At 57.5% G+C, this 26,841-nt stretch carries 25 protein-coding genes; 18 read left to right on the forward strand and 7 right to left on the reverse strand.

All coding sequences use genetic code 11. From position 1 onward, the window contains the following. Positions 1–163 precede the first annotated feature (163 nt). The 4 genes from WMP97_RS01175 to WMP97_RS01190 are packed head-to-tail and all read left to right on the forward strand — an operon-like array spanning position 164 to position 4,242. Positions 164–562, forward strand: coding sequence for a YraN family protein (locus WMP97_RS01175; protein WP_200288920.1), 399 nt, complete (start codon positions 164–166; stop codon positions 560–562). After that, positions 549–2,111, forward strand: coding sequence for a YifB family Mg chelatase-like AAA ATPase (locus tag WMP97_RS01180; RefSeq protein ID WP_340439641.1), 1,563 nt, complete (start codon positions 549–551; stop codon positions 2,109–2,111). The genes WMP97_RS01175 and WMP97_RS01180 overlap by 14 nt, the downstream gene beginning before the upstream one ends. After that, the gene (gene dprA / locus WMP97_RS01185; protein ID WP_248098797.1) at positions 2,108–3,289 is read left to right on the forward strand and encodes a DNA-processing protein DprA; all 1,182 of its coding nucleotides are present in this window, start codon (positions 2,108–2,110) and stop codon (positions 3,287–3,289) included. The genes WMP97_RS01180 and dprA overlap by 4 nt, the downstream gene beginning before the upstream one ends. A gap of 35 nt (positions 3,290–3,324) precedes the next feature. Further along, on the forward strand, positions 3,325–4,242 hold the full coding sequence (locus tag WMP97_RS01190; RefSeq protein ID WP_248098796.1) for a tyrosine recombinase XerC: 918 nt from the start codon (positions 3,325–3,327) through the stop codon (positions 4,240–4,242). On the opposite strand, the gene WMP97_RS01195 is transcribed toward WMP97_RS01190, so the two are convergent. Continuing rightward, positions 4,239–4,760, reverse strand: coding sequence for a M23 family metallopeptidase (locus WMP97_RS01195; RefSeq protein ID WP_248098795.1), 522 nt, complete (start codon positions 4,758–4,760; stop codon positions 4,239–4,241). The two genes, WMP97_RS01190 and WMP97_RS01195, sit on opposite strands and share 4 nt — an antisense overlap. A gap of 378 nt (positions 4,761–5,138) precedes the next feature. On the opposite strand from WMP97_RS01195, the gene rpsB reads away from it, so the two are divergent. The 5 genes from rpsB to WMP97_RS01220 all read left to right on the forward strand — a co-directional run bounded on the left by rpsB (position 5,139) and on the right by WMP97_RS01220 (position 9,699). Continuing rightward, on the forward strand, positions 5,139–5,972 hold the full coding sequence (gene rpsB / locus WMP97_RS01200) for a 30S ribosomal protein S2 (protein ID WP_005325233.1): 834 nt from the start codon (positions 5,139–5,141) through the stop codon (positions 5,970–5,972). Between the two features lie 300 nt (positions 5,973–6,272). After that, entirely contained in the window at positions 6,273–7,085 is an 813-nt protein-coding gene (gene tsf / locus WMP97_RS01205; RefSeq protein ID WP_248098794.1) for a translation elongation factor Ts, read from the forward strand. A gap of 268 nt (positions 7,086–7,353) precedes the next feature. After that, complete coding sequence (gene pyrH / locus WMP97_RS01210) at positions 7,354–8,040, forward strand: UMP kinase (protein ID WP_023027755.1); 687 nt, start codon at positions 7,354–7,356, stop codon at positions 8,038–8,040. A 71-nt stretch (positions 8,041–8,111) separates the two neighbouring features. Beyond that, complete coding sequence (gene frr / locus WMP97_RS01215; RefSeq protein ID WP_023021301.1) at positions 8,112–8,669, forward strand: ribosome recycling factor; 558 nt, start codon at positions 8,112–8,114, stop codon at positions 8,667–8,669. A 151-nt stretch (positions 8,670–8,820) separates the two neighbouring features. Beyond that, entirely contained in the window at positions 8,821–9,699 is an 879-nt protein-coding gene (locus WMP97_RS01220) for a phosphatidate cytidylyltransferase (RefSeq protein ID WP_200288923.1), read from the forward strand. Positions 9,700–9,786: 87 nt separating this feature from the next. Here WMP97_RS01220 and WMP97_RS01225 read toward each other — a convergent pair whose 3' ends face one another. Further along, a complete protein-coding gene (locus WMP97_RS01225) occupies positions 9,787–10,194 on the reverse strand; it encodes a LapA family protein (RefSeq protein WP_200288924.1) in 408 nt (135 codons plus the stop codon). 82 nt (positions 10,195–10,276) lie between these two features. On the opposite strand from WMP97_RS01225, the gene rlmN reads away from it, so the two are divergent. Genes rlmN through WMP97_RS01240 form a run of 3 tightly spaced genes read left to right on the forward strand, consistent with a single transcriptional unit; the run spans position 10,277 to position 13,848 of the window. Then, complete coding sequence (gene rlmN / locus WMP97_RS01230) at positions 10,277–11,401, forward strand: 23S rRNA (adenine(2503)-C(2))-methyltransferase RlmN (RefSeq protein WP_200288925.1); 1,125 nt, start codon at positions 10,277–10,279, stop codon at positions 11,399–11,401. An 18-nt stretch (positions 11,402–11,419) separates the two neighbouring features. After that, positions 11,420–12,250, forward strand: a complete 831-nt coding sequence (locus WMP97_RS01235) for an ABC transporter ATP-binding protein (RefSeq protein ID WP_023021305.1) — start codon at positions 11,420–11,422, stop codon at positions 12,248–12,250. A 5-nt stretch (positions 12,251–12,255) separates the two neighbouring features. Then, positions 12,256–13,848, forward strand: a complete 1,593-nt coding sequence (locus tag WMP97_RS01240; protein ID WP_340439642.1) for a hypothetical protein — start codon at positions 12,256–12,258, stop codon at positions 13,846–13,848. A gap of 180 nt (positions 13,849–14,028) precedes the next feature. On the opposite strand, the gene WMP97_RS01245 is transcribed toward WMP97_RS01240, so the two are convergent. Continuing rightward, on the reverse strand, positions 14,029–14,490 hold the full coding sequence (locus WMP97_RS01245) for a DUF2631 domain-containing protein (RefSeq protein ID WP_023021307.1): 462 nt from the start codon (positions 14,488–14,490) through the stop codon (positions 14,029–14,031). Between the two features lie 177 nt (positions 14,491–14,667). Between WMP97_RS01245 and dxr the strand changes: the two genes are divergently transcribed. From dxr to map, 5 genes are all read left to right on the forward strand, one after another. After that, on the forward strand, positions 14,668–15,828 hold the full coding sequence (gene dxr / locus WMP97_RS01250; RefSeq protein ID WP_200288927.1) for a 1-deoxy-D-xylulose-5-phosphate reductoisomerase: 1,161 nt from the start codon (positions 14,668–14,670) through the stop codon (positions 15,826–15,828). Positions 15,829–15,843: 15 nt separating this feature from the next. Next, positions 15,844–17,052, forward strand: coding sequence for a M50 family metallopeptidase (locus tag WMP97_RS01255; RefSeq protein WP_248098791.1), 1,209 nt, complete (start codon positions 15,844–15,846; stop codon positions 17,050–17,052). Between the two features lie 106 nt (positions 17,053–17,158). Continuing rightward, positions 17,159–18,322, forward strand: coding sequence for a flavodoxin-dependent (E)-4-hydroxy-3-methylbut-2-enyl-diphosphate synthase (ispG, locus tag WMP97_RS01260; protein ID WP_023021310.1), 1,164 nt, complete (start codon positions 17,159–17,161; stop codon positions 18,320–18,322). Between the two features lie 81 nt (positions 18,323–18,403). Continuing rightward, positions 18,404–20,257, forward strand: coding sequence for a penicillin-binding transpeptidase domain-containing protein (locus WMP97_RS01265; RefSeq protein WP_248098790.1), 1,854 nt, complete (start codon positions 18,404–18,406; stop codon positions 20,255–20,257). Between the two features lie 78 nt (positions 20,258–20,335). Beyond that, positions 20,336–21,205, forward strand: a complete 870-nt coding sequence (gene map / locus WMP97_RS01270; protein ID WP_238799681.1) for a type I methionyl aminopeptidase — start codon at positions 20,336–20,338, stop codon at positions 21,203–21,205. Between the two features lie 191 nt (positions 21,206–21,396). Here the strand turns inward: map and WMP97_RS01275 are convergent, their stop codons facing one another. The 4 genes from WMP97_RS01275 to WMP97_RS01290 all read right to left on the reverse strand — a co-directional run bounded on the left by WMP97_RS01275 (position 21,397) and on the right by WMP97_RS01290 (position 25,003). Further along, a complete protein-coding gene (locus tag WMP97_RS01275; protein WP_248098788.1) occupies positions 21,397–21,798 on the reverse strand; it encodes a hypothetical protein in 402 nt (133 codons plus the stop codon). Between the two features lie 48 nt (positions 21,799–21,846). Beyond that, the gene (locus WMP97_RS01280; protein ID WP_248098786.1) at positions 21,847–22,224 is read right to left on the reverse strand and encodes a hypothetical protein; all 378 of its coding nucleotides are present in this window, start codon (positions 22,222–22,224) and stop codon (positions 21,847–21,849) included. Positions 22,225–22,540: 316 nt separating this feature from the next. Continuing rightward, positions 22,541–23,944: a mycothione reductase gene (gene mtr / locus WMP97_RS01285; protein WP_316328828.1), complete on the reverse strand. Its 1,404-nt coding sequence runs from the start codon at positions 23,942–23,944 to the stop codon at positions 22,541–22,543. Between the two features lie 27 nt (positions 23,945–23,971). Then, on the reverse strand, positions 23,972–25,003 hold the full coding sequence (locus WMP97_RS01290) for an alpha/beta hydrolase (RefSeq protein WP_248098782.1): 1,032 nt from the start codon (positions 25,001–25,003) through the stop codon (positions 23,972–23,974). A gap of 264 nt (positions 25,004–25,267) precedes the next feature. On the opposite strand from WMP97_RS01290, the gene mqo reads away from it, so the two are divergent. After that, entirely contained in the window at positions 25,268–26,764 is a 1,497-nt protein-coding gene (gene mqo, locus WMP97_RS01295; protein WP_248098775.1) for a malate dehydrogenase (quinone), read from the forward strand. The last annotated feature ends 77 nt before the right edge of the window (positions 26,765–26,841 follow it).

Raw genomic sequence — 26,841 nt, forward strand, 5'->3', positions numbered from 1 at the left:
CTCGGCACTACAAGCGTTGTGCCCTGCCTGTGGATAACAGTGCCTCGAACCCTAGTTATCCACAGCCGGGGCACTTTCCGTTTTGTACACCTTGTGCACCCCATGCTAGCTGCGGTGTTCTGTGCAGGCCGATGAATTTCACGACGCACAAGGATAAACTGCAATGCAATTTAGTTCAGAACACCACCTAGCCACGAAGAAGCCTCGCCATAAGCAAGTCTTAGGGAAAAGGGGAGAGGCCTTCGCCGCGCGCTACCTCCGTGAACGCGGGGCCGAAATTATTGCCGCTAATGTCTCTTATAGGGTAGGAGAAATTGACCTCATCGCGCGCGAGGCGGACGGAACCATCGTCTTTGTTGAGGTTAAAACGCGTGCCACTGCCAGCTTCGGGGTGGCAGAAGCCGTAACCCCGCAGAAGCTAGCGCGCCTTCGCAAGGCTGCAGCGCAGTGGCTCGATGGAAAGCCACTGTCTTCGGTGCGATTCGACGTTATAACGTTGTTGGAGCGCGGGCAGGGATTTGCGCTAGAACACTTCAAAGGGGTTGAAGATGGCTCTAGGTAATTGCTTGACGATGTCCCTCAACGGAGTTCTAGCACAGTTAGTCGATGTAGAAGCGAACGTTGGCCACGGCCTGCCAGGGATACATGTTGTGGGTCAGACGGATACCGCGATCTCTGAATCGCGGGATAGGATCAAGACTGCAGCCTTTAACTCCCACCTTCCTTGGCCCAAGACCAAAGTGGTCGTCTCGATGTCTCCAGCGTCGCTTCCCAAATCCGGTTCCCACTTTGACTTACCCATAGCGCTCGCGATCCTGGCGGCGCAGGCAGAAGGTGACTTTCCGCGCTTTGGCAATTCGCCTTCGCCCGCGAGGCGGCTGCAGCGCACCTTGGTTTTGGGAGAGCTCGGTCTCGACGGATCCGTTCGGCCCGTCGCAGGTATTATTCCGGCCCTCCTAGCCGCAAGGGAGCAGGGAATATCAACTCTTATCGTGCCGCCGGGTAACGCAGCCGAGGCAACCTTGGTGCCGGATTTGGACGTACTCGTCGCAGCATCTTTGAAAGAGGCTTTTAGCTGGGCGTGTGGAAACCGTGGGTTACCGCAGGCGGCGAGTTTTCCTGGATCGCCCGACCCCGCGCCCGCAGCTGCAGCACGCCCGGATTTTTGCGATATCGCGGGCCAAGCGAATGCAAAATGGGCCGCCGAGGTTGCTGCGGCCGGCGGGCACCACTTTATGATGATCGGTCCTCCAGGGGCGGGAAAATCCATGATTGCCTCCCGTCTGCCCACCATCCTGCCTACACTTACCCCGGATCAGCAGGTAGAGACCACCGCGATTCATTCGCTTACCGGAACGCCAGGTGAGGTCATTGAGCATGCTCCGTTTATCGCCCCGCATGCCTCGGTTACTCGGGCCGCGCTGCTGGGTGGCGGATCCGGGCATCCGCGCCCAGGAGCGGTAAGCCTGGCTCACAATGGTGTGCTCTTCCTCGACGAGGTCAGCGAGGTTGCCGCACCGGTACTCGATGGCCTGCGTGCCCCGTTGGAAGAAGGGCAAGTACGGCTTGCGCGCTCGCGCCGAGAAGTTATCTATCCTGCTCGCTTCCAACTGGTCATGGCAGCAAACCCGTGTAGGTGCTCGGCAGAAGATCCTTCGCAGTGCAGGTGTAACCCCCACGAGCGCATGAACTATCTGTCCAACCTCTCCGGTCCGCTCCGGGACCGTCTAGATATGGTGGTCACCTTAAGTGGGCAGGCGGCGACGATTAACGCGGAGGGCGAAGAAGACTCCGCAGTCATTGCCGAGCGAGTTGCCGCTGCCCGCGAGCGTGCCGCTGCGCGGTGGTGGGCGGATGGCATTTCCGCGCGGACCAATGGCGAGGTTCCTTCGTCCTACTTGCGCCGAAAGCGGCCGGCTGCGGATGCTGCAATGGTCATGTTGTCCGCCTACCTGGCGGAAGGCGAAATTTCCCAGCGCGGGGTGGACCGTGTGCTCAGGCTTTCGTGGACCTTAGCTGATTTAGCAGGGAAGATGCAGCCGGACTTGGATGAGGTGGGACGCGCACTCGACCTGCGTGGCTCCATCAACGTGGGAAGGCTCGCGGCATGAGCGAATTAGATCTCTCCACCCCTTATGCCACCTGGGTATACCTCAACCGCGTGGTAGAAGGCCCTTCCGCTGCTTTGCAGGCCCTGCTTACGCAGTATCCGGCTGAGGAAATCGCCCATGGAATTTACCATCGTGCCGATTGGATAGGACCGCTGCTTGCGCGCACGGCCTCCCGTTATGATTGGCTGCGTCAAGCGGAGGATATGGCAGCAGCCGAACGCGTTGGGGCTCGGCTCATCACGGCAGAAAGCCCAGAATGGCCAACGGAGGAGTTTGATTCCGCATTCGGCTTTTATCAAAACAGCGGGGAAGCCCCAGCTACCTTTGATGACCAAGCACTGCCGCCGCACAGCCTCTGGGTGCGTGGCGCCCCTGTGAAGCAGGAGGTTGCTCAGGCTGTAGCGATTGTTGGCACTCGCGCCATTTCTCGCTATGGCTGGCAGGCAACCCAAAACGTAGTGTCCGGATTGGTTCAACACGAATGGACTCCTATATCTGGCGGCGCCCTAGGCGTTGATACCGTGGCGCATGAAACTGCTTTGCACAACAACGGGCACACGGTAGCTATAGCGGCGTGCGGCATCGATAGGGACTATCCGGCTCGCAATGCCAATCTATTTGCCAAGATCGCGGATAACGGGTGCGTTATTTCTGAATTCGCACCGGAAACCGCACCGAAGCGACACCGGTTCCTAACGCGCAATCGTTTAGTTGCAGCACTCAGTCACGGCACCGTAGTTATGGAGGCGGCTTTTCGATCCGGCGCACTTAATACTCTCAACTGGGCAGAAGCGCTAGGACGCGTGGCCATGGCTGTACCGGGGCCGATAACCACTAGCGGCTCGTTGGGCTGTCACCAGCGCATTCAGGAAGGCCGTGCACAGTTGGTCACCAGCGCCGATGAAATTCGCGCCTTAGTCAGCCGCGCCGGGGAAGTAGATCCAGGTGCACAATATGAAATCAATTTTGCGGCAACAATGACACAACGTCTCTCCCGCAATGAGTTGCGAGTCTTTGATGCAACACCGCCGCCAGGCCAAGAAAAAGCTACGGCAGAGGACATTGCCCGCGAAGCGGGATTTCGTCTGCCGTTGACAGTTCACCTTTTATTGGCGTTAGAGAAGATGTGTGTCGTTGTCCGCCACGGCAATACCTGGGCGCGCCGGGAAACGGAATAGATAGCCCCAGTGAAAGGCGAGTACACTGCTGTGACATGAGTGAAGATGGAGTTTCCGCGAAGGCGCCGGATATTCAGGAGCAGATGGCTGAGGTTATCGAAGACTTCGCGGATTTCCAACTGCACGTGAAAGGCCGTGCGGAGGCAACGGTACGTGGGTATCGCTCAGATCTGCGCGACCTTGCTCGCAGCGTTCCTACCTTTGCGGAATTTAACCTCAACAACCTGCGCCAATGGCTGGCAGAGGCCGTAGCGGAAGGAAAGTCGCGCTCCACCTTGGCGCGGCGCACCGCAGCGGTCAAAGGATTTTCCACTTGGGCAGTGCGCGAAGGGCACCTCGAGCGAGATGTAGCCGCACGGCTAGTCACGCCCAAGGTAGGCCGCCACCTACCGACGGTTCTATCCCCCGAGCAGGCCGGTGAGCTCATGGGCAATGCGGTTTCTGCAGACGAAGCTCACTTCCTGCGCGATAGTGCCATCTTGGAGTTGCTGTATGCCTCAGGGATGCGCGTGGCGGAGCTGGTGCGCCTAGACCTGAGCGATATTGATTTTCATCGCGGCACCTTGCACGTAACCGGTAAGGGAGATAAGCAGCGCGTGGTGCCTTTTGGTCATGCGGCGGACGACGCCTTGCGGCAGTGGATAGAAAAGGGCCGTGGACAACTCGCTGAGGAAGGAACTAAAGCCGTATTCGTAGGCAGCAGGGGAGGTCGCATTGATCAGCGCCAGGTGCGGCGCATTGTGGATAGGGCCGCCAAAGTTAGCGGTGCACAAGGGCTTACCCCGCACGGAGTGCGGCACTCGGCTGCCACCCACCTCCTAGAAGGCGGGGCAGATTTGCGCGTTGTGCAAGAACTATTGGGGCATTCCTCGCTTAATACCACGCAGATCTATACCCACGTATCTGCGCAAAGATTGCAACGCGTATATAACCAGGCGCATCCTCGAGCTTAAAGCGGTTTGAGGCGTATCACTGGCATATCCAGCAAGGTTAAAGGATCGATATAGGTATCTTTTGCAATGAGGGCGCCCCAGTGCAGGCCGGGATAGCCATCGACGGGATTGCCCAAGCGGCCAATGACTTGTCCTTCGCGAACCTCTTGGCCTTGTTTTACGGCGCCGTGTACGGGCTGATAAGTCGTCCTTACCCCGTCCGCATGGGTGATGGAAACAACCGGCTTTCCTGCCACCGTGCCGACAAACGCGACAACGCCATCTTCAGCGGCTACCACCGGAGAACCCACGGCAAGGGCCATGTCTACACCGCGGTGGCCGGGACTCCACTTTTGCTCGGGAGCTTCAAACCCGCGCAAAACCCGCGCCGGGTTTGGCTTACCCGAGGCAGGATCAACGTAGGACGTGGCCGGTGGGCAGCACAGTAGTAGGAGGGAAGAAACGACGAGGAAGGCAGTGGTGGTGAAGGTGGGGCGTCGGAAAGCGAGCTTTGAAAAAGACACAGAAAAATGGCTCATGGGAAAAGCATTAACCAGAGGTGAGCTGTCAGAAAGCCCTTGCCTGTGGGGCTGTGGATTACGAGTAGCGGATGGTCCAATTGGGGTGAATGTGGCGCATGATGCTTAGCAGCTTCGACCCTAGTGTGAATAAGTTGTATTCGGTTTGGAAAAACCAGCGTAGAGGGATTATTCTTTGAGGCAGCAGTGTGTCCACCGTGTGGAGGCATTGACTACGCGCGGCGAAGTTGTCGCTTCCTGCTGGAAGGAAGAGACAGCCTGGCGGCTGACGTGGTCCTTGGAAACAAGGTGTCAGCGGGGCCTTCGTTGCTAGGGTGCGGAATAAAACACCGCACAATTGGAAAACCGAAAGACAAGATAAAAGAAAGCGAGCGAATCATGGCAGTTGTAACCATGCGCGAGCTCCTCGACGCTGGTGTGCACTTTGGCCACCAGACCCGTCGCTGGAATCCGAAGATGCGTCGTTTCATCTTCACTGACCGTAACGGCATCTACATCATCGACCTGCAGCAGACGCTGACCTACATTGACGAGGCTTATGAGTTCGTCAAGGAAACCGTTGCACACGGCGGCACCATCCTGTTCGTTGGTACCAAGAAGCAGGCTCAGGAAGCAGTTGCTGAGGAAGCAACCCGCGTCGGTATGCCTTACGTAAACCACCGCTGGTTGGGCGGCATGCTCACCAACTTCCAGACCGTGTCCAAGCGTCTGAAGCGCATGAAGGAGCTTCAGGCAATGGACGAGCGTGAGGACGGCTACAAGGGCCGCACCAAGAAGGAAGTTCTCATGCTCAACCGTGAGCGCGCCAAGCTCGAGCGCGTTCTGGGCGGCATCTCCGATATGGCTAAGACCCCGTCCGCTCTGTGGATTGTTGATACCAACAAGGAGCACATCGCGGTCAAGGAAGCTCACAAGCTGAACATCCCAGTTGTTGCCATCTTGGACACCAACTGCGACCCGGACGACGTTGACTTCCCGATTCCGGGCAACGACGACGCCATCCGTTCCACCAAGCTGCTCTCCGGCATCGTTGCCTCCGCTGTAGAGGAAGGCAAGAAGGCTCGTGAGGAGCGTCAGCTGGCTGCAGCCAAGGAAGCTGCCGGCGACTCTGCTGAAAAGGAAAAGCGTGACGCTGAGGCGGCTGCCGCAGCTTCCGATCCGGCTTCCGCAGAAAAGTCTGAGGAAGCATCCGCAGACAAGGCCGAGAAGTAATCGTACTTTCTTGGTAGGAACCTTCCTTACCTGCGTTTAACTGAATACCCCACGCACTTTTGGTGTGGGGCAGCAAGGGAGTAATACCTGCCCAAGGCTGTTTACCAACCCCCGCCACCGTGCTCAAACGGCGGCGGGGGTTGGTTTTATCTATGCTGGGTGCTGCTGAAGCCAGCTCCACCTTCATGCATAGGTGAGAAAAGGGGTGGTTTCTGCCACCCTAAAGCGGCGCGATTTCACCGCGTCGACTACGCTGTTTGAACGAACACTGTTTGATTTTCAAGGAGGATCGCCCCAACTATGGCGAACTACACTGCTGCAGACGTCAAGGCACTGCGCGAAGCTACCGGCTCCGGCATGCTCGATTGCAAGAAGGCTCTGGAAGAGTCCAACGGCGACTACGATAAGGCCGTTGAGTACCTGCGCATCAAGGGCGCTAAGAACGTCTCCAAGCGCGCTGACCGCGAGGCAACCGAAGGCCTGATTGCTGTTTCTGGCAACACTATGGTCGAGATCAACTGTGAGACCGACTTCGTTGCTAAGAACGAGGCTTTCAAGACCTTCGCAGCCAAGATTGCTGACGCTGCCGCTGAGGCCAAGGCAAACTCCGCAGACGATCTCAACAACATTGAGATCGACGGCAAGAAGGTTTCCGAGGTAGTGGACGAGGAGTCCGCTAAGACCGGTGAGAAGCTGCAGGCACGCCGTGCAGTTACCGTAGAGGGTGACAACATTGCTGTTTACCTGCACCAGCGTTCCGCTGATCTGCCGCCGGCAGTGGGCGTTCTGGTTTCCTACGAGGGCAACGAGGAAGGCGCTCACGCTGCCGCCCTGCAGATTGCTGCAATGAACGCTGAGTACCTCACCCGCGAAGACGTTCCTGCAGAGATCGTCGAAAAGGAGCGCGAGATCGCTGAGGCCACTACTCGTGAGGAGGGCAAGCCGGAGGCAGCCCTGCCGAAGATCGTGGAAGGCCGCCTGAACGGCTTCTTCAAGTCCATCGTTCTGCTGGAGCAGGCTTCCTTGTCTGATAACAAGAAGACCGTAAAGCAGGTTGCGGAAGAGGCTGGCACCACCATCACTGGCTTCGTTCGCTACGAGGTTGGCGCTTAAGCACGCTCTCGCTTTTAAAACCTAGCCCACAAAGGACCGTCCTTTGTGGGCTTTGTTGTGCGCTAATGGGGTGACCGGCGCGAGGTTCTCTTTTCTCTAGGTGCCTTTTTGGTGCCTAGCTTAAACCCACCGGGCTGCATCGGCAGGTGGTGTGAGGATGCGAAAGATATATGGGTAAGATGGGGCGGAGATTGAAACTGCCCCGCGTTAAGGAGACGAAGTAGGCGTGACTGCTGCAGATATTAAGCGAACCGGATATAAGCGAGTAATGCTGAAGCTGGGCGGTGAGATGTTCGGCGGCGGTAAGGTCGGTATCGATCCGGATGTGGTTGAAAACGTTGCCCGCCAAATCGCCGAGGTCTCCCGCCAAGGAATCGAGATTGCAGTGGTGATTGGCGGCGGAAACTTCTTCCGCGGCGCGGAGCTATCCCAGCGCGGTATGGACCGGGCACGCTCGGATTACATGGGCATGCTCGGCACGGTAATGAATTCCCTCGCACTGCAGGATTTCCTCAAGCAGCAAGGTGTTGATTGCCGCGTACAGACCTCCATCAACATGGCGCAGATTGCTGAGCCGTACCTGCCGCTGCGTGCGGACCGCCATTTGGAAAAGGGTCGCGTAGTTATCTTCGGCGCTGGCATGGGTATGCCGTACTTCTCCACGGATACCACCGCCGCGCAGCGCGCCTTGGAAATTGGCGCCGAGGTTCTGTTCCTGGCTAAGGCAGTCGACGGCGTCTACTCGGATGACCCGCGCACCAATCCGGATGCAGAGTTGTACTCCGAAATTACCCCGCGTGAGGTCATTGAAAAGGGCCTAAAGGTGGCAGATGCAACGGCCTTTAGCCTGTGCATGGACAATGATATGCCGATTTTGGTCTTTAACCTGCTGGAGGAGGGCAATATTGCCCGCGCAGCTGGCGGTGAAGTTATCGGCACGCTGGTGCAGTCCTAATACTGTAGCGGCTGCGAACCTGCTACCTTTTTATACAGCCACCCCTATTCGTTTAAGGATGATTTAGCCTCATGATCGATGAGATTCAGCTCGAAGCAGAAGAGCACATGACCGCTTCCGTCGAGCACACCCGCGAGCAGCTGGTGACCATTCGTACCGGCCGCGCGAACCCCGCCATGTTCAACGGCTTGGTAGCCGAATACTACGGTGTTCCCACCCCGATTACCCAAATGGCTACCATATCCGTACCAGAGCCGCGCATGCTGCTCATCAAGCCTTATGAGCAGTCCATGATCCATGAGATTGAAAATTCCATCCGCAACTCGGATTTGGGCGTCAATCCCACCAACGATGGTCAGGTTCTGCGCGTGACTGTCCCGCAGTTGACGGAGGAACGCCGTAAAGAAATGGTGAAGCTGGCTAAGAGCAAGGGTGAGGATGGCAAGATCGCTATCCGTAATATTCGCCGCAAGGCCATGGAGCAGTTGAAGAAGCTGCAAAAGGACGGCGATGCCGGCGAGGACGAAGTCATCGCAGCAGAAAAGGAAATGGAAAAGATTACCTCCGGCTACATCGAGCAGGTAGACAGCTTGGTAGAGAATAAGGAAAACGAGCTGATGGAGGTCTAGGACCTCCGCTTTGTTGCCGCCGTGCCTGTCTCCTCGGCCGGCGGCGTTTTTTCTGTTCCAAGGCCCGCCGCTCCCACAAACGGGGCAGAGCCGGCGGAACTGAGCATGTTAGCCGGGGAATCACACAAGACAGCGAAAGGAGCCGGTCACGGTGAGTGACGCCATAAACCGCCGATTGCCACAGCCAAAGAATGGTGCAGGCCGCGACTTGCCGGCCGCTATCGGTGTTGGCGTGGGGCTCGGCGTTCTTGTGGTGCTTGCCGTGTGGGCTGGTCCGCTGGCTTGGTATGCGGTCGTAGCGCTTGCAGTAGGCGTTGCGATGTGGGAGGTCCTCAGCCGCCTGCGGGAGCATTCCTACTATGTTCCGCGTACGCTGCTTATTATTCTGGGCCAAGCCATGGTGTGGATCTCATGGCCCCTGGGTGCGCCAGGCCTGGTAGCGGTCTATGTCACTGCGGTGCTGGCACTTATGTTTGGCCGCCTTTTCCATAATGGCCGTCATCGTCCGCCTATCAACTACCTGCGTGATATGTCCGTCGGTATTTTTGTGCTGACGTGGATTCCCCTTTTTGCCACCTTCGCAGCTATGTTGTCGCTAGTGTCGACTCCATTTTCCAGTGGGGCTGCCTCCATCGTCGTCTTTATGCTGTGCGTTGTGGCTTCCGATACCGGCGGATATGTTGCGGGCGTGATGTTTGGTTCGCACCCCATGGCACCTGCGGTGAGCCCTAAAAAATCGTGGGAGGGGTTTTGTGGGTCCATCATCTTCGGCGTGGTGACCGGTGCGCTCACGGTGAAATTTCTGCTCCATCACGATGCCTGGGTGGGTGGCCTGATGGGGCTCGGTCTAGTTATCTGTGCCACCTTGGGAGACTTGGTGGAATCCCAATTTAAGCGCGAGCTGGGTATTAAAGACATGTCGGCATTATTGCCCGGCCACGGCGGCCTCATGGACCGTTTGGATGGCATGCTACCTTCTGCCATGGTCACCTGGGTAGCGATTAGCTTCCTGTCTACGTTTACACCATAGGAACATCAGACAAACAAAAGCCGCCTCTCCCGTATAAACTGCCCGAAAAAGACGGCAGAACAGGGGAGAGGCGGCTTTTATATAGATTTATACCTGCTGCGCTTGCTTGCGTAGCTGGCGACGCAACTCAAACATGCGCCAGCCACCGACTAGCGCCATGATGAGTGCGCCGCCGATAGCAAAAATGAGGAAAGCAATTCCGGCGGGGAACTCGCCAGACCAGCCCAGGAAGTTCATGGGAACCTCGTGCTGGTTTTGCATGATGAACACAATGAGGACAATCAGCAGCAGGAATCCTACGATAAGCGCCATCCACGTGCTGGCCGCGAAAGATCCCTTCGCCTTGCCAGAGGGCTGGGTGGAGTGAGAAGTAGAGTCAGAAACGGCTGGTTCTAGGTCAGAACTAGTCTCCGGTTCAGAAGCGTTCAGCTCCGCCGAGGAGAGGTCTGCGTCGGAAGAAGAAAAATCATCTGCAGGATAATTTGGATTTGTCATGTATCCATTATTTCTTTAATCCTGTCGATTATGCCACTTGGCACGGCCTCCAATTGGAAAATCCCACGCAGACCGTGGAAAGATGGGCAATATTATGGCTCAACCAGTGAAACTTAACTTTTCCGCCCCGCGCCGCGGATTGCCTCCTAAGCATTTTGCGGACCTGACCGAAGACGAGCGCATTGACAAGCTCGCAGAAATTGGCCTACCTAAATTCCGTGCGAAGCAGCTGGCTAAGCACTATTACGAGCACTACACCGACAACGTCGAGGATATGACCGATATCCCCGCCGGCAAGCGCGAAGCAGTCAAGGAAGCCTTCTTCCCTGAGCTGATGAAACCCATCCGGACCACCTCCACGGACGACGGCGAGACCACTAAGTCCCTGTGGCGGTTGCACGACGGCACGCTACTGGAATCAGTGCTGATGCGCTACCCAGGTCGCGCTACTTTGTGTATTTCTTCCCAGGCAGGGTGCGGCATGGCCTGCCCGTTCTGCGCTACTGGCCAGGGCGGCCTTGATCGTAACTTGTCCACGGGCGAGATTGTCGAGCAATTCCGCCACGCTGCGGCCGCCATGGCTGCAGAAGGTGGGCGTTTGTCCAACGTTGTCTTCATGGGCATGGGTGAGCCGCTGGCCAACTATAAGCGCGTGGTCCAGGCCGTACGTCAGATTTCTGGCCAGGATGGTACGGGTTTTGGCCTTTCCCAGCGCAACGTGACCGTTTCCACCGTGGGCTTGGCTCCGGCAATTCGCAAGCTTGCGGACGAAGACTTGGCCTGCACTCTGGCCGTTTCCTTGCACACTCCGGACGATGAGCTGCGTGACGGTCTAGTGCCCGTCAACAACCGGTGGTCTGTTGATGAGGTGCTGGATGCCGCGCGCTACTATGCGGATAAGTCCGCCCGCCGCGTGTCCATTGAGTACGCCCTGATTCGCGATAAGAATGACCAGGATTTCCGCGCCGATATGCTGGGGCGCAAGCTGCATCAGAAGTTGGGCTCCAAGGTCCACGTTAATGTTATTCCGCTGAACCCCACGCCGGGCTCAGAGTGGGATGCGGCCCCGCAAGACCGCCAGGACGAGTTCGTGCGTCGCGTGCAAGCCCAAGGCGTTCCCTGCACGGTGCGCGATACAAAGGGCGATGAGATTGCGGCGGCTTGTGGTCAGCTTGCAGCGGATGAGCGGGAAGATAAGTCAGCCTAACTGATAAGATTGGCGGACATGATTGTTCCGAATTATCCGCCACTTGCAGATGATCCGACCACGCAGGCCTTTGCCGTGCGCGGTCTGAACAAAATTTTCGCTGGACGCCCCGTGGTGTCGAATTTGAGCCTCGACATCCCGCGGGGCTCTATTTATGGCATCGTTGGCCCCAATGGCGCGGGCAAAACCACCATGTTGACCATGGCGTGTGGCCTCCTGCGCCCAAATAGCGGCGAGGCCTTTATCGCCGGGCACAATACCTGGCAGGAGCCACTGCCAGCCAAGGCGGCCATGGGCCTGCTTGTCGACGGCGCTCCGGTCTTCGACCGTTTATCGGGCCCAGAGTACTTGTTCTATCTCGGCGCATTGCGCCGCATGAATCAAGCCGAAGTCGAGCACCGCAGCGCACAGCTTTTGGATGCCTTGCAGCTTGCCGACGCCGCCGATAAACCCATCGCGGACTACTCCGCCGGCATGACTAAAAAGATACTTCTGGCGGGCGCGCTCCTGCATAACCCAGAGGTCGTGATACTAGATGAGCCCCTAGAGGCAGTGGATCCCGTTTCGGGGCAGCTTATTCAAGAGATCCTGCGCGCCTATGTCGCCCGCGGAGGCACAGTAATCCTGTCTTCACATGTTATGCAATTAGTGGAAGGCTTATGCGATCACGTAGCCATCATCGCCGGTGGCCAGGTGCTCTCCGCCGGCCACGTGGAAGATGTGCGCCAAGGCGGCAGCCTGACGGATGCCTTCATTCACTTCGCCGGCGGAAGTGAATTTGATGCGGACTCTTTCGAGTGGTTGCGCAGCGAAGGCAGCACAACGCAGCGCGGGGAAGGGGAGTTGTAGACGCAATGACTTCGACGCTTCTCAAGCTGCACCGCACACTATGGGTGCGAAGCCTTAAAGCGAATGCTGCAGCGGTTATGATCCCGATCTGCCTTTTGCTCTATGGACTCATCGGGCTAGCATCGCTCGCCGCTCTTGCTGCGGCAGATATTTCCACCGGAACTGGGAACGTGCAAGCCTTAACCGTGGCCCCTGGTCTTGGCACGCTGGCTTTCATCGTTATCACCCTCATCATGCCCAGCGGAGAGAACCAGCTATCTGCCCGCGAGCTTTCCGCGTTTCCGCTGCGGCTGAAAGACATCACACCGGCACTCGCTATCGCCTCGGTGCTTAATCTGCGTGCCCCGGTCTCAGTCTTGCTGTCCATTGCTTATGCGGTGGCCGGAAGCGTGATCCTGGCGGCAAACGGGAAGGCATTGTTCATCTTGCCTTTCTGTCTAGGAATGCTTTTCGCCCTTGTACTGACGCTGGTGCTGGTGGATCTTGCGGTTCATGTCGGGTCAACTGTCGCGGAGCTTAGTTCCACGAAGCTTAAGGCCTTGGGCTCGGTGGCGGTGTTCGTGCTTATCTTCGGCTCGACTAAACTTTCTTCCCTCGCGGGCTCTGACTTCCCTTTGGGAACGGTAGGTGAAGGATTAGCGTGGACGCCTGTTGGAGCACCGGTGGGTTGGGCGCTTGCGCTTGCTCAGGGCGAAATGGTGGAAGCCTGCGCACAATTTCTCATCGCCGTAGTAACGCTGGGCGTAGCTGTGTGGGCGTGGCATCAATTGCTGCGGCGGCAATTCGAGCACCGTACGGTTTCCCCGTCGGCACGCAATCACCGTGAGAAGTCCAAGGGGATAAGCCGCTTTTCCCTTGGTTCCTTTTCCTATAGCAGCCCTGCTGCCATGGAATTTACGCGCTCGCTGCGCTATATTTTCCGTGACTCCCGCCTTATTGGCAGCATTATCGTGCAGCCAATTCTGGCAGTCGTCTTGATTATCCAGGGCTTTGCTACTGACTCCGATTTATCTTCAGTAGGTTTGTTATTCCTCGGGCTGATAGGCGGAATCGTCGCCACCAATGATTTTGGTTATGACGGTCCAAGCCTGTGGGTAAAGATGGCCGCCCCAGTTCGTCCGCGCACGCTGCTCTACGCGCGGCACTGGGCGCACGTGGTGCTTTCAGCCATAATTGTTGTGCTCACGGCGATGCTGCTTTTTGCGCTAAGTGCGGATAAAGCTCTCACTGCCTGTTTGGAGGTTGCTGCCCTGGGAATCTTCATTTCTTCCGCCGGATTGTCATTGCTGCTCACCACCTTTAATCCCTTTGCCACCGCGCGGCCTGGCGGGAATATGTGGGCGGATAAATCCGGCTACTCGGCTAGCGCCTTCTTAAGCGCTATTTTGAGTTTGTTTATTGGCTGGACGCCCATCATCCCAGGCGTCATCCCAATGGCTATCGGCTACGGCTCGAACATGGTGCTGGTCGCGCTGGGGTTTGTACTCGTCATAGCCGTGCCTGTTGCGTGTTATGTCCTCGCACTGCGGGTCAGTGGCAAGCGCGTCGATAACACCCTGCCCGAGATCTACGCCAAGGTGGGCCACTGGGTGTCTTAAAACTCGGGCGCTTCTTAGCAAGTATCGCCCACACCGCGCTCTTGCTAAGGGTGGGTGTGGGCAGGGCAGCACCCAGCAGAGTGAGCGCTGAGTAAGGGGAGAGGCGTCGGCAAGCGGAGGCAAAAAGAAACCGCCGACCTTCGCGGGGAAGGGCGGCGGTAGCTAAAGTGTGCTGAAAGCTTAGAGCGCGTGCTTGCTGGAGGAAACCGGGGTGGCGTTGTTAGTGCCTGGCTCAACGCGCAGGTGAGAAACGCGGGAAGGCTCGATATTCAGCGCGCGCAGCTGGGAATCGCTCAGCTCGGCGTACACACCGGTGTTGGTCTTTTGGTCGTAGACCCAGTCTGGCTCCTGGTGGCCCACCGGCTGGTTGCGGGCGGTCACGGTGCGCACCTGGTGCAGCTTAGGCTGGAAAGCATGAATGAGCAGGCCGATTACCAGCAGGACAGTCAGTACGACGAGCCAGACAGTCTCAACGTGGCCCTTGTGATTACCAAAGTGGTAGGCGATCAAGAAGAGAACGGAAATCCAACCGGCGATCTGCACGCCCGAGCGGCTGATGCGGGACCAACCGAATCCTGCGGATGGGACGTCCTCAGTAGAAACACCGTCATATACCTGCGGTACCGGCTTGTGGGAAGACACTTGCTCTCCTTCGCTTCTGCGTATGCCCGTCTGCGCGATGGGCGTGCGGGCACACCAATGCCATTTGTCTGCTACACATTCTAAATCATCGCGCCTTAGATGGCGATTAAACACCCCCGCCGCAGTACTGGTTACCTGCCATGCCCGCCCCGTGGTGATGGGCGCTAGGGTGGAAGGGTGACTACACAGCGAATACTCATTCTTGGTTCCACCGGTTCAATCGGCACGCAGGCTCTGGAAGTTATTGCGGATAATCCCGATAAATTCGAGGTAGTGGGAATCGCGGCGGGCGGCTCCAACCCGCAGCTCATCATTGAACAGGCTCGTCGCCTCAACCTTTCGTTTGACCACGTTGCAGTGGCTAAAGAGGATGCTGCTGCCGAGGTTTCCGCTGCCTTAGGCGGTTCGGTATTAAGTGGCGCCGATGCTGCAGAGAACCTAGTGCGTTCGACTCCGGCCGATACTGTGCTCAATGCTCTAGTGGGATCCCTCGGCCTTAAAGCCACTCTAGCGACGCTGGAGATGGGGGAGTACTTGGCCTTGGCCAATAAGGAATCCCTCGTCGCCGGTGGCACGCTCGTCACCCAGGCCGCGCGCCCTGGTCAAATCATTCCCGTCGATTCGGAACATTCCGCCATGGCGCAGTGTCTGCGCGCCGGCGAGGAAGGGGAGCTGGATAAGCTTGTTCTTACCGCCTCAGGCGGTCCCTTCCGTGGTTGGTCGCGCGAAGAGATGTGGGACGTGACCCCAGAGCAGGCGGCGCAGCACCCGACCTGGTCTATGGGCCAGATGAATACCCTCAATTCAGCAACGCTCATGAATAAAGGTCTGGAGCTCATTGAGGCGACGCTGCTCTTTGACATCGACCCTGAGCGTATCGATGTCACCGTGCATCCACAGTCCATTATTCACTCTATGGCTACTTTCAAAGATGGCTGCACCATCGCCCAAGTTTCGCCGCCGTCGATGAAGCTGCCGATTTCGCTGGCGCTGAATTGGCCGCACCGCGTGCCGGGTGCGCAGCCTTCCTTAGATTTTGCGCAGGCGCATGAGTGGCGCTTTGAGCCGCTTGACGATGCCGCCTTTCCCGCCGTCGATCTCGCCCGGCGCGCCGCGGCCGAGGGAACGGGGGTCATTTATAACGCGGCCAATGAGGAAGCGGCGGCCGCATTTTTATCCAGGCGTATCCATTTTCCAGAAATCGTGGACGTAGTGGGCAAGGTCCTTGATTCCGCTTCTGAGTTTGCTGGTGTAGTCTCTAGCCTCGATGAAATCCTCGCAGTAGAAGGCGAGGCGCGCAGGCGCGCGAACGCGCTGATTGATTCGCTGGCTGATTAGAAAGCTTTTCACACCATGGCAAATTTGCTGGGCATTGTGTTTTTCGCCCTTGGCATCGGGCTTACCGTAGCGCTGCATGAAGCAGGCCATATGCTTAGCGCGCGTGCCTTTGGTATGCGCGTGCGCCGCTACTTTATCGGTTTTGGTCCGCGCGTATTTTCCTTCCGGCAGGGGCACACTGAATACGGGCTGGCGGCCTTCCCTGTGGGCGGCTTTTGCGATATCGCCGGAATGACTGCCCAGGATGAATTCCTCACCGAGGACGAAGAACCCCACGCCATGTATAAAAAGCCATGGTGGCAGCGCATTATTGTGATGGCCGGCGGTATTGTCGTCAACCTGATTTTGGGCTTTGTCATTCTCTATTTTGTCGCGATGACGGCTGGCCTGCCCAACCCGGATGCCGATGTGCGCCCCCGCGTAGGCGAGGTGACCTGCTCGGCCAATCAGAAGCCGAACCAAGAGCTGGAAAAGTGTACGGGTCCAGGCCCCGCCGGAAAGGCCGGTGTGCGGGAGGGCGATATCATCGTCGCCTTCGAGGGCCAGAAGATAGACTCTTTTACCCAGCTGCGCGATGAGGTAATGCAGCGTCCTGGTGACACCATCACGCTGACAGTTGAGCGCGATGGAAAAGATAAAGACATCCCAGTCCACCTGGATACCGTTAAGCGGCTCAATAAGGACGGAGAACTTATAGATGCCGGCTCTATCGGGTTGAGCAATCAGCTTATCGACGTCGTCGAAAAGCACGGCCCTGTTGACGCGCTACCAGCAACGTGGCGGTTTAGTACCTACTCGTTGGAAGCAACGGTAGATGGCCTCAAGCAATTTCCTGGCAAGGTGCCGGGCGTGGTGGCCTCCATCTTTGGTCACGAACGCGAAGCTGACGGCCCGATGTCCGTTGTCGGCGCTTCCCGTGTGGGCGGCGAATTGGCGGAGCGTTCCCTGTGGTCGATGTTCTTTATGATGCTGGCAACGCTGAACTTCTTCCTCGCTCTATTTAACCTAGTTCCGCTGCCGCCTTTCGACGGCGGGCATATCGCCGTCATCATCTATGAAAAGCTGCGCGATGGCATCCGCAAGCTCGCGGGCAAGCCGGCCTTGGGCCCGGCCGATTACACCAAGTTGATGCCGGTGACCTATGTGATGGCCGCACTGCTGATGGGCGTCGGCGTCATCGTTATCGTCGCCGATGTAGTTAACCCTATCCGGCTATTTGGTTAGCAGCCGTGTCCCCACAGCGCGCACTTCAGGCATAAAGCAAGCAGTGCTAGAGTGGGGGCGTTAATCACCCACCTTATAAATTTCTGTGCTTCAACAAGGAGAATTCATGTCGACCCCCATCGGTCTAGGAATCCCAGACGGCCCGCCACCAGTACTGCACCCGCGCCGTAAGACTCGGCAGTTGCAGGTGGGCCCGGTCGGTGTCGGCTCTGACTCACCAATTTCGGTGCAGTCGATGACCAATACGAAGACGCACGACATCAATGGCACACTGCAGCAGATTGCGCAGCTGACCGCTTCCGGCTGCGATATCGTGCGTGTGGCTTGTCCTAAGCCCATCGATGCGGAAGCACTTCCGGCCATTGCTAAGAAGTCGCCCATCCCGGTGATTGCGGATATCCACTTCCAGCCTAAGTACATCTTCCAAGCCATCGATGCCGGCTGTGCCGCCATCCGTGTTAACCCGGGCAATATCCGCGAGTTCGACGGTCGCGTGAAGGAAGTTGCTAAGGCTGCAGGCGATGCCGGCATTCCTATCCGCATCGGCGTTAATGGTGGTTCTTTGGATAAGCGCCTGCTGGAAAAGTACGGCAAAGCCACCCCGGAGGCACTCGTCGAGTCCGCCATTTGGGAAGCTGGCCTGTTTGAGGAGCACGGCTACGGCGATATCGCTATTTCCGTCAAGCACTCCGACCCTGTCCTGATGGTGGAGGCGTACCGCCAGCTGGCGGAAAAGACTGACTATCCGTTGCACTTGGGTGTGACCGAGGCAGGCCCGAAGTTCATGGGAACCATCAAGTCCTCGGTTGCCTTCGGCGCGCTACTGGCAGAGGGCATTGGCGATACCATTCGCGTGTCCTTGTCCGCGCCGCCAGTAGAGGAGATCAAGGTAGGCGACCAGATCTTGCAGTCGCTCAATTTGCGCCCGCGCAAGTTGGAGATCGTGTCCTGCCCTTCCTGCGGCCGCGCTCAGGTGGACGTCTACAAGCTGGCAGAGGAAGTTACCGCTGGCTTGGAGGGCATGGAGTTCCCGCTGCGCGTTGCCGTTATGGGTTGCGTTGTCAACGGCCCGGGCGAGGCACGCGATGCTGACCTCGGCGTTGCTTCCGGCAATGGTAAGGGCCAGATCTTTGTCAAGGGCGAGGTCGTTCGCACCGTGCCGGAAGACAAGATTGTAGAAACCCTCATTGAAGAAGCCATGCGCATTGCCGATGAGCAGGGCATGGAGGCCGTGGAAGGCGCTAAGGCTGAGGTTCGCGTAACCCAGTAATCCACCCACATTAAGTAGACTGCCCCGCACTTCGGTGTGGGGCAGTCTTTTTTAGCTCTTGCGCTGCTAGAGTGCCAAGACATGAAGAAGTTGGTCGCGCTGGTTGCAACTATCACGCTCGCTTCCACCAGCGTGGTTGCTTGTACCCCGAAGCCGGTATCTGCAGAACCGGTGGCGGAGGAATTCCTCGAAGGGATGGAATCTCGCAATAACGACGGTTTGGCCGCGCTTACCGATTCCCCCTCTGACGCCACCGCTGCCCTCGACGCCACCTACTCCGGCCTGCAGGCCGAGGGGCTCGATATTGAGCTAGAAGGTGTCGATCAAGACGAGAACCTCGCTACGGCGAACTACAAGGTCACCTGGGATCTGCCCAAGGAACGCACCTTGAGCTATGACACGCAGATGACGCTTACTAAGACCGAGGATGAGTGGACGGTGCGCTGGAAGCCGAGCCTTATCCACCCAGACTTGGGCGCAAACCAGCACTTGGAACTGCGCGCATTGGAGGCAAAGCGTGCCAGCGTGGTCTCTTCCAATGGAGTGGAATTGATGAGCCCAGGGCTGAACTATCGTCTGGTGGTAGATACCAGCTCCTTAGAGGATGTGCGCCCTACCGCGGCAAAGATTAGCGGCGCGTTGGCAGCCGCCCATCGCCAGGACGATTCAATTGCGGAGATTGATGCCAAGGATTTGGCCAAGAAATTAGAGGATGCGGATGGTTCTTTCTCCGTAACTATGTTCACAGAAGACCAAGCCAAGGCTGTGCGTCCCAAGGTGGAGGGCATGGACGGCGTGCGCCTCAACGAGGAGCCAGCCTTGGTTACCCGCGACCGCGGTCTTGCGCCCGATCTCATGTCGCGCGTGCGTTCTGCGGTCCAAGACGAGGTCGATGGTCAAACTGGCTGGTCCATTTCTGTGGTCAATGAAAATGGTGCGGCACTCTCGGACGTCGAAAAGCATGATCCCAATGCTGCGCCATCGATCAAGGTTGGTCTCGATTACGATGTGCAGCGCGCCGCGCAAGAAGCGGTAAACGAGCGTGCCGATTCGCAGGCAATGCTCGTAGCCATCCGACCTTCCAATGGCGATATTTTGGCCGTAGCGCAAACCGAGAAGGCTGATGAGGACGGCGACGTCGCCCTCCAAGGCCAGTACCCACCCGGTTCTGTTTTCAAAATTCTCACCGCTGCGGCTGGCGTGGACAAACAGGGCCTAAATACCGATACCATCGTTCCGTGCCCGGGCACTATGGATATCTATGGCCGCGTAGTGACCAACTACAATTCCTTTTCTTTGGGCAGTGTTCCGCTTAGCCAAGCCTTCGCGCAGTCCTGTAACACCACCTTTGCGGATATCTCCACCAAGCTCAAGCCTGGTGAGTTGAAGGATATGGGCAAGAAGTTTGGCTTCGGCGTTGAGTACGACATCCCCGGGTTGACGACCATCACTGGCTCTATTCCAGACGGAAAGGAGCCATTGGAACGCACTGAATCCGGATATGGTCAGGGCTACGACTTGGCAAGTCCTTTTGGCATGGCCCTTGTTTCTGCCACGGTTGCCAACGGCAAAACGCCTACACCGACGCTTATCGAGGGGCACAAGACCAAAGCATCCGATAAACCGCAGCAGATTCCCAAGCTCGTGCTGGACAATGTCCGTGCCATGATGCGCCAAGTGGTCACCAGCGGTACCGCGCGCAGCATGGCTGCTGACGGCACCATTTATGGCAAGACCGGTGAGGCGGAAATCAATGAAGGCTCGCACGCCTGGTTTACCGGCTACCGGGAAGAAGATGATATTGCCTTTGCCACCCTCGTGGTTTTGGGTGGCGGCTCCGATGCCTCGGTCAATATCACCAGCAATTTCTTGCAGAAGGTCGATGCCTACCGCTCCGGTCCGCACGAAGGGGCAGCGCCGCCGGCCGAGGGATAGTCGCCGCGCTGCGTCTGCAACCCCGCCGCAGGACCCCGGCTCCCGCGTTCGCGGTGGAGAGGACTACCATGGGAAACCATGAGTAATCGAGGAAAGCTAAAGCCAGGCAAGCCCACTCCGATCCTCACCGTTCCGGAAAGCATTGAGCGCCCAGAGTACGTGTGGAAGGATGAGGTACAAGAGGGCATTGGCGAGCCCTATGTCCAGTCCCCAGAGGTCATTGAGAAGATGCGCGAGGCCTGCAAGATTGCGGCCAACGCCCTCAAGGAGGCTGGAAAGGCCGTTAAGCCGGGGGTAACTACTGATTATGTAGACCGCGTGGCACACGAATACATGTGTGACCACGGCGCTTACCCTTCTACGCTGGGGTACCGTGGCTTCCCTAAGTCCAGCTGCGTATCCCTTAATGAGATTGTCTGCCACGGCATCCCAGACACCACCGTGATTGAAGATGGCGACATCGTCAATATCGATATCACCGCTTATAAGAACGGGGTGCACGGCGATAATAACGCTACCTTCCTTGCCGGCGATGTCTCCGAGGAGCACCGCCTGCTGGTAGAGCGCACGAAAGAGGCCACGATGCGCGGCATTAAGGCTGCAAAGCCTGGCCGTGAGATTAACGTCATCGGTCGAGTTATCGAGTCTTATGCCAAGCGATTTGGCTATAACGTCGTGCGCGACTTTACCGGCCACGGCGTCGGCCCGACTTTCCACAACGGCCTAGTTGTCTTGCACCATGACTCGACCGTCTACCGCGATATCCTCGAGCCGGGTATGACGCTTACCGTCGAGCCGATGATTAATCTTGGCTCGCTGGATTACGAGATCTGGGATGATGACTGGACCGTCCAAAACACGGACGGCAAGTTCACCGCCCAGTTTGAGCACACCCTCGTCATTACTGAGGACGGCAACGAAATCCTTACCATCCCCGATGAGGACTAAGCTTCGCTAACGAAGGCCGCCTCCACGACCCCAAGCGGGGAAGTGGAGGCGGCCTTTTGCGTACTTTGCTTGCCGACGTCCCGCGCAAGGCATCAGCACTCAGCACGTAGCTGCACATAGCAAAGGGGCCCCGTTCTTAAAACGGGGCCCCTGCAAGCCCTAGCTATCTAGAGCCAATCTGCGGCTAATAATTAGCGGCGGAAGATTGGGTCCAAGATGTGCTGCGGGACGATGCCGGTGTAAACGGCGTAGTTGTAAGCGCCGATGATTGCGCCGACAATGGAGGTGATGCCCAGAGCAACGGTGCCGTCGCGCCAGATCTCGCCCCAGCGAGGGTTGTCCTTGTCCTTCTCTTCGCCGAGGAGGGCGTGGCCGGTTACCTGCTGATCCTTGTCAGCGTTAGCACCGATCTTGGAGGACAAGGTCTCGTACTCGCCGTTGTCATCCTTGGTGTCCTTGATGACGGAGGACAGGTTCTCGCCCAAGGAAGCACGATCGTTGGTGGTGTCCTCAGCGGAAGCGACAGCGACGCCGCCGAAAGCGACGGTAGCAGCGGTAGCAGCAGCAACGGCTGCAGTGCGGAAGTTACGCATTGTGAAATTTACCTTTCGGAAGTTGTGATGAAGCCGTAGGGCTGTTGCTTAGAAGGAAGGGCCGTGGTTGATGAAGTTGACGACTGGTCCGATGACGCCGCCCAGAACTGCACCGATGCCACCCAGGATGGTCAGGGAGTACAGAACCTTAGCCCATACCGGCTGCTCGGAGAAGTCCTTGGAAGAGCCGAAGATCTTGGTGCCGTCAGCTGGCTTCTCGCCTTCAAGCTGGAGGTCCTGGTCAACCTTGTTAGGGAAGCTCTGGCTCTCGTTAGAGGAAGCCTGATGGGAGGAGCCCTCGTTAGCGGTGGTGGTCTGGGTAGCCTCAGCGGAGGAGGGGCCCTCTGCTGCTACGGCAACGGTGGTGCCGCCGAAAGCAACGGCGAGAGCGGTTGCGCCAGCGATAGCTGCATTGCGGATACGCATATCAAAATTCCTTAAAAGTCGTACTTGCAAGGCTTCCACACTGGGAAACCAAAGTGTTATTGAATGTGCAGGGAACATACAGAAACACGCGGTAGCCGTGTTCGTATTGGCTCGAGCCGGTGCCCCCAGTGAATCTAGTAAAACCCTTGTCCTTTTGCGCGTCAAAGACCGGAATTTCATCCATTAAATTAATGTGTGTCCCTAAAAGGTGGTGAATTTCCTGCAGTCACGAATGTGACTTCCTTGGCGTGAAATGGGAATATGCCCTGGAAGCTGGGAAAAATCTGGGTATGTGTGAGAAAGGTCACGTAACAATTTACTTTTGCCACTCCAGTCCCAAAAGGGCGTTTTCCACTACTTCTGGTAGCGCGGGGTGAATCCAATATTGGTTGCGGGTGAACTCCCGCATGTCCAACGAGTAGGCCATCGCGGTAATCAATTGCTGGATGAGGGTAGAAGCCTGCGGTCCCATCAAGTGAGCTCCGAGAAGCTGCCCGGTAGCGCGGTCTGCCACTAGCTTGCATATACCGGTTTTATCTTCCATGGCCCAGCCGTAGGCAACATCGCCAAAGTTCTGCACCTTGACGGTGACATCGAAGCCTTCCTCGCGAGCCTGCTTTTCGGTCCGGCCCACCGTTGCGATCTGCGGGTGGGTAAAGACGGCGGCAGGGACATTGTCATGGGGGAGCGGGCGGAGGTCTTCTGGGTGCAGCAGGTTGTGCTGTACGGAGCGCATCTCGGCATTGGCTACGTGCTTGAGCATGTACGGCGAAGAGACGTCGCCAAGCGCCCATACGCCCTCGGCAGTGGTGCGGCCGAACTCATCGGTTTTTACGCGGCCGTCGGCAAGCAGCTCAATGCCTGCCTTATCCACATCCATCTGATCGCCATTGGGGGTGCGCCCAGTGGCAACCAGAATGGCCTCTGCCTCAATAGAGGTGCCATCATCTAGCTCCAACCGCACTCCCTTGTCGGTCTTCTCGAGCTGGGTGCCATTGGCAATGCGGACGTCGAAGCGGTCGCGAGCAATCTGATTGAAGCGACTAGATAGATCATCATCAAGGTGGCGCAGCAAAGTCTCGGAGCGATTGACCACGGTGACCTCCGTGCCGAGCCCGTCAAAGACATGGGCAAACTCCATGGCGATATAGCCACCGCCCACCACAATGAGGCTTTGTGGCTGATGGTCCATGCGCATGATGTCTTCATTGGTGTAGTACTTCACGCCAGACTTGGCATAGACCTCTGGAATGACCGGGCGGGAGCCGGCCGCGATGACGATTTGCTCGCCAGTGATAACATGTTCGCCGGTCTGAATAGTCTTCGGGCCAATAAAGCGGGCGTGCTCGTCAAATACGGTGATATTTGGGGTTTCCTCCCCGCGGCGGTACTGCTCGCCGCCCTTGGCAATCTGGTCGATGCGGTTGGTGAAGACGCGGTCCACGATGGAATCCCAATCCACGCTATTGACCTGAGCATCTAGGCCTAGACGGCCGGCCTCGCGCGCGGCCAAGGCGATATCGGCGGCATAGACATACATTTTAGTGGGAATGCAGCCCACGTTGAGGCAGGTACCGCCAAAAGTACCCTTTTCAATGATGGCGATCTTTTGGTCATCAAACTCCGGGCTAGGGATGGAGTTTCCGGAGCCGGTGCCGATGATGATGAGGTCAAAATGTTCCTCGGCCGCGGGCGTACGGTTCTGGTGTGAAGAAGTCACGTTTATTCCTTATATATAGGGAGTAAATTACTGGACGGGTTTAGCGGAATCTAAGACGGTGGGCAACCACTCATCGCAGGCGTTGAAGGCCTCTTGCAGCGGATCCGGAAGGGATAGAAAAACATCGTGCCTAGCGCCCTTGATGGGGTGCAAGGTGTAGTGAGCGCTTAGTTCCTTTGCCCAGCGGCGCGTTTGGGCAACGTCGATGATGACATCCGCGTGGTTCGCGCTATCGGAATAAGGCCGGCCCAGTTGAGTGCGAGTGGACTGCAGCGTCAAAATTGGTACGCCGGCATCGATACGACCGCTATGGATGGCATCAAAGCCATGGAATACTGCGGCTAGCCAGCCAACATACTTCTTATGGCCAGCCAGTGGCTTAAAGCGGAGGTCAAATTCCCACTCGCCGTAGAAATCTTGGTGAACAGACTCGCCGTAGGCGGTGAAGTTGCCACCGGGCAGGGGAGTCCTGGGGACGATGCGGCCAAGTGCGTACAACAGCGGTTTGAGCGGGGTAAGAACCTGGCCGGGTACGCCCATCATGTCGAGCCACGGGCTATTGAGGATGAGCCCCTTCAAGCGCTGGTGGCGTTCGTAGTCGGTTCGGCGCAGATGATCCATCCATAGCGGGGCGATGAGGCCACCGGTGGAGTGAGCGATGAAGATAACCTCATCATTAGGGATGGCATCGAGTGCAGCGGTGAGGTCAGCAAAGTAGAACGCCAAGTCCGATACATAGTGCCATGACTGGCCGGAGCGGCGCGAGCGACCACACTTGTGCAGATCGACAGCGTAAAAGTCATAACCTTGGGCGGCAAAGTGCTCGGCTACGTGGGTGTGGAAGAAATAGTCGGTCATACCGTGTAGCCACACCAATGCCGGGCGCGATGAGGCAGCGGATGGTTCGCGTGCCGCATCGCCCGCCTGCTGGGGCGCGTAGTGCACCAGCGTGGTGACCACGTTGCCCTCGCCGTCGGGGTCTGCGCCCAAGTCAATGGTGGCAGCTTCATAGTCGGGGCCGAGTTTGTCTGGGCCCCATACCGGGGAGTGTGTAACCATGCCTCGATTCTAGGTGTAATAAAGGATTTATGGTGCTGGTGCTGGGGTGTAGATAGTGGGGGCGGAAATTCCCACATTTTTGCCACTGGTCTGGGGGAGAAACCCCAAATTGGATAAGAAAAGCGTAGAGTAAGGCCTTAATGCGTGACGCACTGCCAGGTTGTCTTAGTGCAACGATGGTGGCGCGGGGCGCTAAGCGCTATAAGTCAAGGCGTAGACCGCGCCGATGGATATCTATTTTCTATTTGAAGAGGTAATAACAGAGTGTCCTCCGCTAAGAAGACAGCACAGGTTGTAGACGAGGTCGACGTAGCACTTATTGGTGCCGGCATCATGAGCGCCACCTTGGGCGCAATGATCCGCGAGCTGGAGCCTAGCTGGACCCAGATGGTCTTTGAGCGTCTCGACGGCCCCGCATTGGAGTCCTCCTCCCCGTGGAATAACGCCGGTACCGGCCACTCCGCACTGTGCGAGCTGAACTACACCCCGGAGAAGAATGGTCGCATTGATATCTCCAAGGCTCTGGGGATTAATGAGAAGTTCCAGAAGTCTCGCCAGTTCTGGTCTCACCAGCTCAACAACGGTATTCTGACCGACCCGAGCGAATTTATTAACCCAGTTCCGCACGTGTCCTTCGCACAGGGCGAAATCCAGGTTGACTACCTTAAGCGTCGCTATGACGTTTTGAGCGAGAAGCACATGTTCCCAGGCATGCAGTTCTCCGCTGATGATTCTGTCTTTGCGGAGAAGCTGCCCCTGATGGCGCAGGGCCGTGATTTCTCCAATAAGGTAGCCATCTCCTGGACCGATGCCGGCACTGACGTTAACTTCGGCGCGCTGACCAAGCAGTTCCTGACCGCGGCTAAGGCCTCCGGCACCGAGATCCGCTACGGACATGAGGTCATCGACATCAAGCGCGATGGCTCTTCCTGGAAGGTCTATTCCAAGAACAAGCACACCGGTGACATCACGGTAGTCAAGGCTAAGTTCGTCTTCGTGGGTGCTGGCGGTTATGCCTTGGATCTGCTGCGCAAGGCCAAGGTGAAGGAAGTTGCCGGTTACGCAGGCTTCCCAGTATCCGGTCTGTGGCTGCGTTCCAAGAACCCGGAGCTTATCGAGCAGCACCAGGCGAAGGTCTACGGTAAGGCTGCTGTGGGCGCCCCGCCAATGTCCGTGCCTCACCTGGATACCCGCGTTATCGACGGCGAGAAGGGCCTGCTATTCGGCCCCTACGGCGGCTGGAGCCCGAAGTTCCTGAAGAAGGGCAGCTACCTGGACCTATTTAAGTCCATCCGCCCGGATAACATCACTTCTTACCTTGGCGTTGCCGTCCAGGAGTTCGGCCTGACCAAGTACTTGGTAGACGAGGTACGCAAGAACTTCTCCGACCGCGTTGAGACCCTGCGCGAGTACGTCCCGGAGGCAAAGGAAAGCGACTGGGAGACCGTCATCGCCGGCCAGCGCGTCCAGGTGATCAAGCCTGCAGGTGCCCCGCAGTTCGGCTCCCTCGAGTTCGGTACCACCCTGGTCAATAACCAGGAGGGCAATATCGCCGGCCTGCTCGGTGCATCCCCGGGCGCATCCATTACCCCTGCCGTCATGTTGGAGCTGCTGGAGCGTTGCTTCGGCGAGCACATGATCGATTGGGCGGATAAGATCCGCGAGATGGTTCCGTCTTATGGCATCAAGCTGCGCAACGATGAAAAGCTCTATGACGAGATGTGGGAGTACACCCAGAAGACCTTGAAGCTAGACCGCTAGAACCAGCTTCTTCCTAGATAACCCCCTGTACCGCACCGAGACGGTACAGGGGGTTATTCGGTCTGGGCTCGGTGAAC

Source organism: Corynebacterium sp. KPL4072 (assembly GCF_037908395.1).
Lineage (GTDB): Bacteria > Actinomycetota > Actinomycetes > Mycobacteriales > Mycobacteriaceae > Corynebacterium > Corynebacterium kefirresidentii.

What these genes read in the sequence shown, in the direction of transcription:
- WMP97_RS01175 (WP_200288920.1), top strand. Translation starts at nt 164, where the DNA reads ATGCAATTTAGTTCAGAACACCACCTAGCCACGAAGAAGCCTCGCCAT.
- WMP97_RS01180 (WP_340439641.1), top strand. Translation starts at nt 549, where the DNA reads ATGGCTCTAGGTAATTGCTTGACGATGTCCCTCAACGGAGTTCTAGCA.
- dprA (WP_248098797.1), top strand. Translation starts at nt 2,108, where the DNA reads ATGAGCGAATTAGATCTCTCCACCCCTTATGCCACCTGGGTATACCTC.
- WMP97_RS01190 (WP_248098796.1), top strand. Translation starts at nt 3,325, where the DNA reads ATGAGTGAAGATGGAGTTTCCGCGAAGGCGCCGGATATTCAGGAGCAG.
- WMP97_RS01195 (WP_248098795.1), bottom strand. Translation starts at nt 4,760, where the DNA reads ATGAGCCATTTTTCTGTGTCTTTTTCAAAGCTCGCTTTCCGACGCCCC.
- rpsB (WP_005325233.1), top strand. Translation starts at nt 5,139, where the DNA reads ATGGCAGTTGTAACCATGCGCGAGCTCCTCGACGCTGGTGTGCACTTT.
- tsf (WP_248098794.1), top strand. Translation starts at nt 6,273, where the DNA reads ATGGCGAACTACACTGCTGCAGACGTCAAGGCACTGCGCGAAGCTACC.
- pyrH (WP_023027755.1), top strand. Translation starts at nt 7,354, where the DNA reads ATGCTGAAGCTGGGCGGTGAGATGTTCGGCGGCGGTAAGGTCGGTATC.
- frr (WP_023021301.1), top strand. Translation starts at nt 8,112, where the DNA reads ATGATCGATGAGATTCAGCTCGAAGCAGAAGAGCACATGACCGCTTCC.
- WMP97_RS01225 (WP_200288924.1), bottom strand. Translation starts at nt 10,194, where the DNA reads ATGACAAATCCAAATTATCCTGCAGATGATTTTTCTTCTTCCGACGCA.
- rlmN (WP_200288925.1), top strand. Translation starts at nt 10,277, where the DNA reads ATGGGCAATATTATGGCTCAACCAGTGAAACTTAACTTTTCCGCCCCG.
- WMP97_RS01235 (WP_023021305.1), top strand. Translation starts at nt 11,420, where the DNA reads ATGATTGTTCCGAATTATCCGCCACTTGCAGATGATCCGACCACGCAG.
- WMP97_RS01240 (WP_340439642.1), top strand. Translation starts at nt 12,256, where the DNA reads ATGACTTCGACGCTTCTCAAGCTGCACCGCACACTATGGGTGCGAAGC.
- WMP97_RS01255 (WP_248098791.1), top strand. Translation starts at nt 15,844, where the DNA reads ATGGCAAATTTGCTGGGCATTGTGTTTTTCGCCCTTGGCATCGGGCTT.
- ispG (WP_023021310.1), top strand. Translation starts at nt 17,159, where the DNA reads ATGTCGACCCCCATCGGTCTAGGAATCCCAGACGGCCCGCCACCAGTA.
- WMP97_RS01265 (WP_248098790.1), top strand. Translation starts at nt 18,404, where the DNA reads ATGAAGAAGTTGGTCGCGCTGGTTGCAACTATCACGCTCGCTTCCACC.
- map (WP_238799681.1), top strand. Translation starts at nt 20,336, where the DNA reads ATGAGTAATCGAGGAAAGCTAAAGCCAGGCAAGCCCACTCCGATCCTC.
- WMP97_RS01275 (WP_248098788.1), bottom strand. Translation starts at nt 21,798, where the DNA reads ATGCGTAACTTCCGCACTGCAGCCGTTGCTGCTGCTACCGCTGCTACC.
- WMP97_RS01280 (WP_248098786.1), bottom strand. Translation starts at nt 22,224, where the DNA reads ATGCGTATCCGCAATGCAGCTATCGCTGGCGCAACCGCTCTCGCCGTT.
- WMP97_RS01290 (WP_248098782.1), bottom strand. Translation starts at nt 25,003, where the DNA reads ATGGTTACACACTCCCCGGTATGGGGCCCAGACAAACTCGGCCCCGAC.